At 33.8% G+C, this 12951-nt stretch carries 11 protein-coding genes; all 11 read right to left on the bottom strand.

All coding sequences use genetic code 11. The annotated features are described in order from the left end of the window. Window positions 1-29 precede the first annotated feature (29 nt). Window positions 30-1103 (bottom strand): multiple monosaccharide ABC transporter substrate-binding protein, encoded by a 1074-nt coding sequence (gene chvE / locus BMY18_RS03245; protein ID WP_092450534.1) that lies wholly within the window; start codon window positions 1101-1103, stop codon window positions 30-32. Window positions 1104-1344: 241 nt separating this feature from the next. After that, complete coding sequence (locus BMY18_RS03240) at window positions 1345-2394, bottom strand: substrate-binding domain-containing protein (RefSeq protein WP_092450532.1); 1050 nt, start codon at window positions 2392-2394, stop codon at window positions 1345-1347. A 23-nt stretch (window positions 2395-2417) separates the two neighbouring features. Further along, the gene (locus BMY18_RS03235) at window positions 2418-4010 is read right to left on the bottom strand and encodes a response regulator transcription factor (RefSeq protein WP_092450531.1); all 1593 of its coding nucleotides are present in this window, start codon (window positions 4008-4010) and stop codon (window positions 2418-2420) included. Continuing rightward, window positions 4003-5517, bottom strand: a complete 1515-nt coding sequence (locus tag BMY18_RS03230) for a sensor histidine kinase (RefSeq protein WP_092450529.1) — start codon at window positions 5515-5517, stop codon at window positions 4003-4005. Before BMY18_RS03230 ends, BMY18_RS03235 begins: the two co-directional genes overlap by 8 nt. Next, a complete protein-coding gene (locus BMY18_RS03225; RefSeq protein ID WP_092450527.1) occupies window positions 5498-6598 on the bottom strand; it encodes a substrate-binding domain-containing protein in 1101 nt (366 codons plus the stop codon). The genes BMY18_RS03230 and BMY18_RS03225 overlap by 20 nt, the downstream gene beginning before the upstream one ends. A gap of 447 nt (window positions 6599-7045) precedes the next feature. Continuing rightward, window positions 7046-7183: a hypothetical protein gene (locus tag BMY18_RS20930; protein WP_170841275.1), complete on the bottom strand. Its 138-nt coding sequence runs from the start codon at window positions 7181-7183 to the stop codon at window positions 7046-7048. A gap of 70 nt (window positions 7184-7253) precedes the next feature. Continuing rightward, window positions 7254-7763 (bottom strand): flavin reductase, encoded by a 510-nt coding sequence (locus BMY18_RS03220; RefSeq protein ID WP_330385923.1) that lies wholly within the window; start codon window positions 7761-7763, stop codon window positions 7254-7256. A gap of 49 nt (window positions 7764-7812) precedes the next feature. After that, complete coding sequence (gene ytvI / locus BMY18_RS03215) at window positions 7813-8874, bottom strand: sporulation integral membrane protein YtvI (protein WP_092450525.1); 1062 nt, start codon at window positions 8872-8874, stop codon at window positions 7813-7815. Window positions 8875-9053: 179 nt separating this feature from the next. After that, complete coding sequence (locus tag BMY18_RS03210) at window positions 9054-10730, bottom strand: extracellular solute-binding protein (protein ID WP_092450523.1); 1677 nt, start codon at window positions 10728-10730, stop codon at window positions 9054-9056. Window positions 10731-10753: 23 nt separating this feature from the next. Then, window positions 10754-11599: a sugar ABC transporter permease gene (locus BMY18_RS03205; protein WP_092450521.1), complete on the bottom strand. Its 846-nt coding sequence runs from the start codon at window positions 11597-11599 to the stop codon at window positions 10754-10756. Continuing rightward, a complete protein-coding gene (locus BMY18_RS03200) occupies window positions 11596-12921 on the bottom strand; it encodes a carbohydrate ABC transporter permease (protein ID WP_092450519.1) in 1326 nt (441 codons plus the stop codon). The genes BMY18_RS03205 and BMY18_RS03200 overlap by 4 nt, the downstream gene beginning before the upstream one ends. Window positions 12922-12951 lie beyond the last annotated feature (30 nt).

Below are 12951 nucleotides of genomic sequence, written 5' to 3'. Positions count from 1 at the left end.
TTAATTATAGATTCAATCATCACTAATAACTACTTCAAAGCACTTTCTGTATAGTAGCCTGATTCAATTAACAGTGTTTTGTAATTACTTACATCTGCAAACTCTGGTTCGCAAAGATAAGAAGGAACAATGCCTTTTCCATTATTATAACTCTTGGTATCGTTAACTGAAGCCGTTCCACCTGACATAACTGCTTCAACCATAGCGACTACTTGTTTTGCTAGCTTACGTGTATCTTTAAAAATCGACATTGACTGTTTTCCTGCGATCATATTCTTAACGTTAGCTATATCACAATCCTGTCCTGTAATAACTGGCCATTTTCCAGTATAAGATGCTGTTAATGCATTTTCAGCACCAAGTGCTGTTGAATCATTTGAGCAAAGTACAACATCAAGTTTTGCTCCTTTTGCATAGTAAGAAGATATAATATTCTCCATTCTTGACTGAGCAGTTTCTGTTGCCCAGAGTGCTGTTGCTACAGTAGCAAAATCAACTTGTTTTGACTGAACAACTAGTTTGCCTGATGTAATATAAGGCTTAAGGACATCCATTGCTCCATTATAAAAATATTTTGCATTATTATCACCTGGATCACCTGTGATAATTTCTAAGTTAAAAGGACCCGCTGCTGTTTTTAAATTTAATGCGGTTTCGATATATTGTCCTTGTTTTGTACCAACCATGTAATTATCAAATGTTGCATAATACGATACAGCATCTGAGTTCATAATTAATCGATCATAAGCAATTACCTGAATATTTTTTGCCTTAGCTTGAGCTAAAACTGTTCCAAGTGAATCACCATCAATAGAAGCAATTACTAGCAGTTTACAATCATTGGCAATCATGTTTTCAATCTGAGAAACCTGAGTCTGAATATCATTGCTTGCATACTGCAAATCAACCTTAAATCCTGCTTCTTCCAATTGTGTCTTCATGTTTGAGCCATCCTGATTCCAACGCTGTAAATCCTTTGTAGGCATCGCTACTCCGATAAGTCCTTTGGTTGCTCCAGTGCTCGCTTCTGTTTTTCCGCATCCAACTACCATTGTGACAACCATAGCGATACAAAGCAATGTACTAATCAATTTCCTTTTCATAAAAATCCTCCTCTTATTATTGTTTGAGTATTTCTAGTTCTGAAATAAATATATCACAATGTATCTAGGACTTGTTTGCGACTTTCTGCATAATTTCACTATTTATAATTAATTAAAAATAAAGCTAGCACAAATTAATTATTGTGCCAACTTTATTTAAAATAATACTACATATTTATAGAATATTATCAAATAATAGCTTTCAACTACTTAAGGAGTCCCATGATAACTAATTTTATATCTATGGGGAAACGTTTAAATACACATCCTCCTTTAAATGGAATCCGCTATCGATAATAACTGCTCCTATATTATCCTTTTTAACAGCAATTGGTTCAAGTGCTATATAAGGGACATTGTATGTTCCATCATTTATGGTACTCGTATTTTCGAGCGATTCTCCACTTGCGAGCTTAATAGCATATTCTGCCGCCTCTTTTGCCAACTTATCCACAGGTTTGAACACAGTCATCAACTGGGTCCCTTCTACAATACGTTGGCAAGCAACTAAATCGGCATCCTGACCGACCACCTTAATTCTACCTATCAACCTCTTTTCAGATAATGCCCTAATTCCTTGCGTAGCCAAGTCATCATTTCCAAACATAATACCATCTACTTTTTTTACCGTATCTATATTATCATATATATACGTAGCAGCCAGTTCTGCTTTCCAGCCATCTGCATAAGCAATATCTAGAATTTCTATTTTGTTTTTATCCATGACGTTACGAAATCCTTTTTCAATTAAGGACACATTGTTATCCGATGGGGAACCGCAAATCATAAGGACCTTTTTGTTAGGAAGTCCTCCTTCAACCAGTGCTTCTGCCATTATTGTCCCTACCTTTTCATTGTCAAACGATATGTAAAGATCTGTATCAGCATTTGTAATCAATCGGTCATATGAGATGATTTTAATCCCGGCAGCCCTGGCTTTTTGAACCTCTTTTGAAATTGCATCTGCTTGAATTGGAATAATACCAATTACATCCATACCTTTTTCAATAAGATACTCAATTTGCGCCTTCTGACGTTCAACATCGCCGTTCGCATTTTGCACATTCACTTCTGCGCCCAACCCTTCGGCCGTCGAAACGAAAACATCTCGATCACGCTGCCATCGTTCTATGACATATGAGTCAAAACATAATCCAATCTGGATTTTGTCCGCCTCTGGGTTTTCGTTATTTATATTTTCTTCTTTCGTTTTTCCACAAGCCGTCATAGATAGTAACAAAGTTAAGATTAAAATGCAAAATAAAATTATATTCTTTTGATTGGTTTTCATTTTCTTCTCCCCTACACCTAGCTCTAATTTCCTTCTTTATACTCTGTTGGAGTAACACCTACAATTTTCTTAAACGAACGACTAAAATAATTAGGATCTGAATAGCCAATTTTACAACATATAACCTTCATACTTAAATCCGAATATAGCAACAGTTCTTTTGCCTTATCAATACGAATCTTAGTTATATAATCAATAAAATTCACTCCTGTTTCTTCTTTGAAAATCTTGCTAAAGTAGTAGGGACTAATATCAACTTCTCTTGATACATCGTCTAGTGATATCGCTTTATTGAATTTTTCATTAATATATACTTTCGCTTTTTCAATCACGTCTGCTGATTGCTCTTTCTTTTTGCTTACCTTGCTTCGGCATAACTTACTGATTTTATCCAAAAACCATGTGCGTATACCCTCTAAATCATTAATTTCCAACAAGGATGGTAGATAATCCTGTCTAGATAGGAAATGGTAGGTCACCCCGCCGCTTTCATAATAAATATGTTCACTCCATAGAACAAATTCCATCACTTTGAGTCTAATATCCATTAAATGATCTGCGTAATTAGATACCATCCAGTCAAAAAATTGGTTAGCTGCCAATAATGCACCATTTAAATCTCCTACCTTCGTACTTTCAAAAATAGCTTTTTCTTCTTCAACTGGATAATCATCCTCGTAATCACATGAAATTGCCATATCATCAACATGCGCTACCGTACCAGTTGAATGGATTAATGAACTTAGTGCTTCATTATATGATTCCATAGCCTCATTCAGTCTGCAAATTGGTCCAATACCAATGCGAAAATATACATCCACGTGTTTTCTAAGTTCCCGAACCAGTTCTCTGGACTTTTCAATCAATTCGATTCGCTCATTGTACTCCATCTTCAGCTCGTTTCTTGGAACAAAAACTGGAATTTTGTTAGCCATCACCGAGCCAATGATGCATTCAAAGCTGCTTTTAACAAGTTCACGAACTGTAATATAATTGTTTTGTACACGAACACCAGCACCAATCGCATTTCTCATATGATTTCCTTCTTGCTCTTCCCCACATACAAGTGCAATCATATAACCATAGTTTTCTTTTATTCCAAGAAGACTTTTATAATTATTAATATCCTCCTGAAAATACTCCTTAAATAACATGTTATTAATCATACCATTTTCAATAATGGGAACAACTGTTTCTAATTTCTCACGAATAATCAGATCTTGGCTTCTTTTTTGCCTTTCTTTATCGATGATATCCATGGCTCTTTTAATTACTTGTACTATTTTGATTCTCGCTACTGGCTTATTCAAGTATTCCAAAACTCCTAAATTAATAGCATCCTGAGCATAATCGAATTTATCATAAGCGGACATTATAACGAAAATTGTATTTTCATATATTTTTTTAACTTCTTTGATTGCGTCAATTCCATTAATTCCAGGCATCTTAATATCCATAAATGCAATATCAGGGCGGAAGTTTTCTGCTAATTCTATAACACTCCTACCGGTTTGGGCTGTTTCTATGATACACTGATCTACAAATTCTTTCTCTATAATAAAGCGCAAAGAGTCAATTACAATTCCTTCATCGTCCGCTAGCATAATCTTATACATCTTCATATTCTCCTTTCATAAATGGTATGTATATTAGAACTTCAGTGCCTTTGTTTGTTCCTTCACTTATAATATTAAATACATCTTCATATTCATAGAACAGATGTAGCCTAGCAATTACATTATCCAGGCCTACCCCATTTGAATCCTTGGATAAATCTGCGGTCTTTAATTTGCTGTTCATTACTTCATTTATCAATTCTTGTGACATACCAATCCCATTATCTTTTATACTGATACAGACTTTATCAGACTTCTCATAAACCGATAATTCAATCAGCCCTGCCCAATCGATATTACTAATTCCATAATTGACACTATTTTCAATAATTGGCTGTAAAATCATACTTGGTGTATGAATCTTTAAATATCTTTCATCAATATTTTTTGTGAAGTTGATTTTTCCTGAAAAACGAACATTTAAGATATAAATATAATTATCTACCAATTCTATTTCTTCTTTCAATGTCACTGTACCATTATTTTTTCTGACATTATAGCGAAAAAAATCCGCCACATGCTGAACATACTCATATGTTTTATCAGCACTTTCCATCATTGCTAATTGTGCACCGGCATTTAATGTATTAAATAGAAAATGCGGATTAATCTGTGCCTGTAGATATTTCAGTTGCGCATCCTTAAGATGAGTTTCTATGAGCAGTTCATTTTCTTCCATTTCTCGTTCTTTATCCATGCCGTCTTTCAGTTTTCTAATGTATTCTTGAATACTAATGACCATTTTATTAAAGGCTGTACTCACAACACCGACTTCGTCTTTCGTAGTAACTTTGACTAATTCTACTTCAAAGTTTCCTTTTGCAACTTGATTAGCTTTACTGGCTAATACTTTTAGAGGGTTTGTAATCGTTTTCGTTACAATAGTAATCAAAACCAAGCTGCTTAATGCAATCATAAACATAATAACGGTACTTATTGTCTCTAAATATTGGAGTGATTTTGAAAGTGCTTCATAGTTTGAAGAATTATTTCTAAATAGTTCATTGTTCAGACTATAAATATACATATTGATGTAATCATATAACTCCACTGCATTTTCGTAACGCAACTTATATTTTTCAACGTTTCTACCACGCTTGGCTTCAATCGCCTGGTTTGTAATCGTAAGATATTTTTGAGACATTTCTTTTATATTTCGTTCCATCATGCCCAATGGATTACTTGTAACATTACCATTAAGACTATTCACAAGCGTTGCATAATTCTGTTCATATCTGTAATAATCCTCAATAGAATCCGAAGTTTTCGTATTTAAATAATCAGTCATACCGGCTTGTACGTCTCCAAGCGTATCTGAAAGTTCATTCAATTTAATATTGCTTATGTACACTTGTTCCAACTGATTAACCATAATATTAATATTAAAATACATAAATATATTCACAATCATTATAATCAGTGAAGTTAGGGTGAAAACCGTAATTAACTTTACTTGAATCGTAATACCTTGAATTTTGTTTCTAAGTTTACTCTTTATGTGATTCATTGGCATCTCCTAAATATTCACTTACATTGTCAGAGGTGATAAGTGAAATATCTGCAGAAAAATATTCACTTACATGTCCAGTTTCCTTATACTCTTCTAAAGCGCTTTCACAGTACATGCCCAGCTGTTTTGTATTTACAGAAATTGTAGCGTAAATTACGTTTCTTTCAATGGCTCTGCAAATTGTTTCCGAGTCATAATATCCAATGATATTTATTTTTCCAACCTTATTGTAATCTACGACCGCCTGGTATACACAGGTCGTATTCAATTCATTCATACATATAATGATATCTGGTATATTCTCTTGATTCATAAAAATATCCCGGATGGATTCTTCTGCTGCAAATGCTCCATCATTGCCAATGGCCACTGCTTCTAAATTAATTATATGGCTCTTATTTGCACTGTTTTTTATGGCATCCGAAATTCCAGTAAAAATAATATTTTGACTTGTATCATCCGCGTTTGCATTCATCAACACCATTACTGTTGTTCCAGCTGAATCACTCGTGATGTTGGATGTCAGATCTTCGATTTCACAAACTTGCTCACCATATGCCATACCCAAGTTATAGCTATTAACTCCAACAAAGCTTTTTCTAGTACTAGCCTTATTATCCCCTAATGCAGTAATTACCGGAATTCCCGCGGAGTTTGCTTTATTAATCAGTGCTGACATTTCACTACTCTCATTTGCTTCTAAAATAATACCATCAACTCCAGAATCAATTGCTATCTGCATAAGGTCTTCTGACGAATATTCTTCACTCAAATTATTCCCAAGCATTTCTATGTAACTGTTTTCCTTTAGCGCTTCTGCCTTTGCTCCCTCATACACGCTTTGCCAAAAGGAAGATTTCCTGTCATCTGTAATCATTACGTAATAATGGGTGTATGTTTTATATTTTTCTCCCATCAGTTTAATCTCATTTGTTGTTGTCAGTTTATTAAAATATATCAAGCATCCAATCGTCAAAACAAGCATAAATGTAGTAGCACATATATATGATATTACAAGTGCCTTTCTGCTTTTCGGCTTAGTAGATGTATATTTTTCTTTATTATTTATTTTACGCATCTTTCACCTCAAAATAGTGGACTAATTCATATTTCTATTACTAAATATATAACATTACCCACATTCTATTCTAAAACACACAAAAAACAGCCAAGAATATTCTTGACTGGGATCATTACTGTAGATATATCTAGCAAAGTTTTATGCACAATATAATAAGTTAGTTTTTTTGCAGAAATATAATCAATATTTTTCCTCGTATCAACAATAATTCTTTTAAAATCTATTATTATCTTATCATAAATAACTAAATAAATCGATAATAATTTTGTCTACTAATAATTTACAGAAAGACTTTAACCTAATTAAATAGTTTGAAGTCTTTTTTATTTTAAATTACTGGTGTTCTAATGGCGACCCCACACTGAACACATAGGAAAAGTGCACCAACCACGAATGATTGATGCACGATTAATATTCAATAATTTAATAACTGACCTTTAAATTCTATTCTTTGGCATATTCTAATTCTTCAATCGCTTGATCTAAATACTTATACCATTTGCTTTCTGATTCGTCAAAAAACATTTTTTGAACATCTTGTAATACTTTTAATACACTTGTTCTTTTTTCGATATCCATCATAATATATAACTCCTATATTGTTTATTTATTATAGTAGTTACTGAATAAGGAAAATTTATACGTCAAATATCTACTTTACTACTAATATTTTTTCTATTTCAGCAATATATAATGTGTGATAATCTTTCTTTGGATAGAATTTTTCATCATTCGTTTTGTCTAAAAAGGTATCAGGTAAAAGAGGGGCATTCACTAACTTCTTACAAATGAGTACAATGTTTCCTTCACATACGTATGGAACATCACCCTCAAACTCTGTTGTGAATCCAGCTGCTTTTATTTTATCTCCATCTCTGCCAGATACTTTACCAAGATAGGCTAACTGCTCACGATTTCCCGAACCAAATGACGTAATAGAAAACCGTTCATTCTTATCCATAAATTCCTTGGTATAACGTTCTGATCTAATGTAAACGCTCACAGCGTTCTTTCCCCAGAACACTCCAAATCCGCCCCATCCTGCTGTTAATGTATTGGCCTTTTCTTTATCTCCAGCTGTTACTAAAACCCAGTCTTTACTCCAAAAGTCAAATAGTTTGATATCCAATTCTTCAAATTTAATTTCTTTAAAGCTCATCATTTTATTATCCTCCTATTATTTCTATTCAATTAGTTATTCTTATATACCTTTATTTAAATAAATGGATTGCTCCATCATCATTCATTTTATTTATAATTGTGGCTGTAATCGGAAGTAAAAAAAGTCCGAGCACTCCCATAAGCTGGGCACCTACAAACATGCATATAAGTGTTATAACCGGATGGAGTCCAATTTGATTTCCAACTACTTTTGGCTCAAGGATCTGTCTTATCACAGTTATTACAGCATATAAAATCAGCATGCCTATTCCAAATGCAGTATTATGGAATATAAAAGATATAATTGCCCAAGGAATCAGCACCGACCCAGAACCTAAAATTGGCAAAATATCAATAATTGCTACAACACACCCCAAAAGTATAGGAGCTTTAACTCCAAGCAACGCGAATCCAATTGACAATTCTATAAATGTAATCATGATAAGTAATGAATATGCTTTAATAAACTTACCAATAGTTGTAATAACATTTTCCTTTATATATAGAATTGTTTTTATGTGCTTTTCACTAAACTGCTTCATAACAAATCCCCAAATTCGGTGATAGTCAACCGAGAAAAATATCGAAGATACAATGGTCAATATTAATTTTATTATTATGATAGGAATCCGGCTTGCAATACCAGTAATCATACCGAGAACACTTGTAGACGCAGTCTTTAGAAATGAGGAAACCGAATCATTGATGCTAGTAGATACACGCTCTAAATACGGATTAATATCCGGAAAACGCTCTTTCGTATTTTGAAATCCATCAGTAATCGCTGGAACTAAAGTACTAGAATAAAACTTAGGAAGTTTGTCAAATATCTCTTGGAGCAATTGAACTATTTTTATTCCAAAAATAATTCCTAGCCAAACAATCAAGCTGTAGAATACTAGTAAAATAACAACTGCAACAAACGCACGCTTGATTTTGGTTTTCTTTTCTATCAAGTCAATAATCGGTCTCAAGCTTGCTGATATTATCAGTCCTATTATAAACGGCATCATAAACGGTAGTGCATACTTTATTATTACATATCCAATTCCAAGCACGAGTGCAATATACAAAAATCGTATAATAAACGTCTTCTGCTTTTCTATATTCATTATATAACTCCTTCGTATTCGCTAATTTTGAATAAGTATTCAGATTCTAAAACTTATTCCCCTTAATATTTATATACTATTATTGAACTTAAAGCAATATTAACATTGATTTTTTTAATTAATATAGCTCTCTAATCAATATTAGAGAGCTATATTATATAATAACAGTTTCGTCTTACTCAATTGTCAGCCACCGCTTTTTGCACTTCGTCAGTTATTTTCTGTCCGCCTTCCTCAAGCCAGCTATTTACAAACAGATCAAAATAAGATAACGGTTCCTCTCCGCATACGATTTTCAAGTATGCCTGATTTTCCTTTTCCTTAAGCTTCCACCATTCTGTTTTCATGGTCTGTGTGGTTCCAAAAAACAGAGACTGTACTTTTTTTACCTTGATAGATGTTATAAGTGAACAGGCCTCTATTCGTGAAACATAGGCCGCCCATTGATCTGGTGTAGCTTTTTGCTCATTATCAAGAAATGCCTTACATGATTTATAATAGGAATCTTCCAAAAGCATTAGCTTACTTTCCTGCGTCTCTGACGTAAGCGTACTCTTCAGCTCATGAAAACAGATATCAAGTGCATTATTATAATCCACATTAATTGCGAGTGGCCTTGCTGTAGGCTCCACATTTAGCTGAAAATATTTTATAAACTCTTCTGAATCATCACATTGATAACGTATTTTATCAAACATAATACTGACGATTTTTGCAGCAATTTCTGGGTGTTCATAGCCTTTACGAACAACAACATATTTGTATACGGGATTCTGGCTGTGATAGCTTACATTTCCGCTTGAATCTGTTGCAATCAGATAAGGTTGCCAATCGGCATCCGGATTATTTGATACCGCTTTAATCAATGGATTATTAGGCGCCCACCATGGTCCAAAAAACGAACCGCATTTCCCTTCCTCAATCAATTGTATAATATTGGTATTTGTCCTCAGTAGGAAATCTTTATCTAAAATCCCCTCCTTGTATAAACCACTCATATACTCCAGTGTGTTTTTTGCCTGCTGTGTTATAGATCCATAGACAACCTTTCCATTATCATCCTTAATCCATTGTCTCGGAAATGATCCAAAATTGGCAAATACAAGATCAAATAGATACTCTCCACTGTAACCTTCCTCACCAGAAAGTGCTGTATCACATACAAGTCCAATCGTCTTTCCCGTTCCGTTATTTCCTGGATCATTTTGAACAAACTCCCTGACAATATTCTCTACGTCTTTTACAGTTGTAGGTGCCGCAAGTCCTAAGTTATCCATCCAGTCTTTTCTAAGCCAGACAAGATTCGGACCATTATCAATATTGGTCTCAGGAATTGCCATGATTTTACCATCAAAAGTAACCTTATTCATCAAATCCGAGCCATAACTACTATAAATATCCTTTATTTTATCACTGGTGCATTTATCAAAACTTTCACTCAGGTCTTCAATCGCATCATTCTCAACGAGCTTTTGTAAATCATCATAATTGCTAACCACCATCACATCTGGAAGATTTTTGGTTGCCATTGCCATAGATACAATTGTATTGTATTGTGTATCGTTTTGTTCAAACAAATCTTTATTTTGAACATTTATACAGGATTTGATATACCTGGTATAAGCATTATCTTCATAAGTATCGCCTTCCGGCATGTTGGAGTTATTGGTACTGGTCATTTTCCCAAGTGTATAGGTAATCAGTTCCGGATATTTCCCGAATGGTGTTGTCATAGCATATTCCATCTGTTCGTCGCATGACGTTTCACTTAAGATATTACTTTGGGATTGTGTTTTGTCACAGCCTTCCAATAATATCATAACTATCATTAATATCGCTCCAACCTTTTTCCTCATAATCAATACTCCATCTACTGTTTTTATCCTTTTACTGCACCTGATATACTCTCATTATAGCATTTCTGCATCAATAAAAACAATATAGCAATTGGAATAGAAATACAAACTGCGCCAGCTGCAAAACAAGTGTACCAGTTATCCACATACTCTTTTTCAAGCATCTGCCATAAGCCCAATGCAACCGTATAATAATCAGCATTTGCCCTGCAGATAACCTTTGCGAAAATAAAATCAATCCATGGCGCTATAAAGGAAGTCAGTATCGTGTACACAATTATGGGTTTACTAAGAGGCATTGTAATTTTTATAAATATTTGGAATTTGTTTGCACCATCAATATAAGCTGCTTCATCAATTGTTTTAGGAATGGTGTCAAAAAATCCTTTCGCTATGTAAAACTGGAGCCCTGCTCCACCTGAATATACAAGAATAAGTGCAACCCTAATCATAGAACCTTCTGAAAGTCCAACCGATTTTAAAATATAATAAACTGCAACCATTGACATAAAACCAGGAAACAATCCAAGAATCATGGCTATATTCATAAATGGTTTTCTAACCCTAAATCGCAGTCTTGACATACAATACGCAACCGAAAGCACAAAAAATGTGGTCACAATACATGAGAAAATAGCTATAATCATTGTATTCATAAACATTTTCGGAAAGTTTAGAATATCAGTATCTGTAAATAATTTGATATAATTATTTAAGGTAAGACTCTGTGGAAGTAAAGTGGATACATAAGAACCTTTCTGTGCCCTAAAACTGGTAATCAATATCCAAATTAGTGGGGCAACCCAGATAAAAGCAAAAATTGCCAAAAAAACATGAACAACCGTATTCGTGATTTTCTTTTTTATCATTGAAATCCCTCCTCATTCTTATAAGAACCAGTACGTCTGTAAGCCAGTAGCGATCCAATAGCAAGTATAATAAATGTCATAATACCTATTACTGCACCAAGATTATAATATTGGTTTTCTACCGTCAGTTTATACAGCCACGTAACAAGTAAATCGGTCTTTCCTGCGGTCGCACCTGCTTGTATTGGCTCCCCTTTGGTAAGAAGGTAAATTACATTAAAATTATTGATATTTGCAGTAAATGTAATGATCAAATAAGGTGTCGTTACAAACAACATGTATGGAATCGTAATTTTAATGAATCTTTTTACTGGTCCGGCTCCGTCCACTTTCGCTGCTTCATATAATTCAACCGGAATATTTTGAAGAATGCCAGTCACCTGAAGCATGGTAAATGGAATACCTACCCAAAGATTAACTATAATTACGGTAGCCCTTGCCCATGTTGCATCAGAAAAGAACGGCAGTGATTTGTCGATAATTTCAGAGCTCTTTAACAGTACATTTATAATACCATCGGGCTTGAGCATACTTCTAATTACCAGTAAAGACACAAACTGTGGTACTGCTACAGAAAGCACGAAGCAAAATCTCCAGAACGCTTTTATTTTGGTGTCTTTTCGATTGATTACCAACGCAAGAACCATCCCTAAAATGTAATTTAATATTGTTGCCAAAACAGCCCAAACAAGTGTCCATCCAAGTACAGACCAAAATGTCTGTCCAAATGAATCATTTAGATTTACAATCCATGCAAAGTTTTTAAGTCCTACCCAGTTGAATATATTCAGATGATTATCAATCTTACTATAATTTGTAAATGCCATACTGGTCATAAATACCAACGGAAGTATTGTAAAAGCGATAATAGAAATTGTTGGAAACGTTAATAAAAGTTTATGCAAATTCTCATTAAAAAGGCTTTTGATATCTTCTAAGAAAGTATTTATATGCTTTTCTTGTTTTTTCAAAATCTGTACATTATATGCACTTTTTATAGCAGTGATCCATAAAAGAAAAAAACCTGCGAATAGAAATAAGGTTGCAATCCCGTATAGTAAAATAAGTAAAGAACTATCCCCTTTGGTATATTCATAGATACCTAGTGCTTCATTCCAAACCTCTCCCTGCTCTTTCCCTCCAAGGCTAATAAGCCTGGCAATATTGTTAAAACCTGATCCTATCATGAATATGATATATCCTATTTCTATACTCAAAAAAAGTAGACCCTTTATGATTTGCTTTCTTAAAATATTTCCAAAGCCCATAATAAAAAATGATAATCTAGTGAATAGATCTCCTTTTAACAATGCATTCTTCATAGTAGACGCTCCCTTCCGTAAATTTTGTAT

The sequence above is a fragment of the [Clostridium] fimetarium genome (assembly GCF_900111235.1).
Classification (GTDB): domain Bacteria; phylum Bacillota; class Clostridia; order Lachnospirales; family Lachnospiraceae; genus Clostridium_N; species Clostridium_N fimetarium.
The sequence above is the reverse complement of the archived record's forward strand: the minus strand, read 5'-3'. Positions and strand labels throughout refer to the sequence as shown.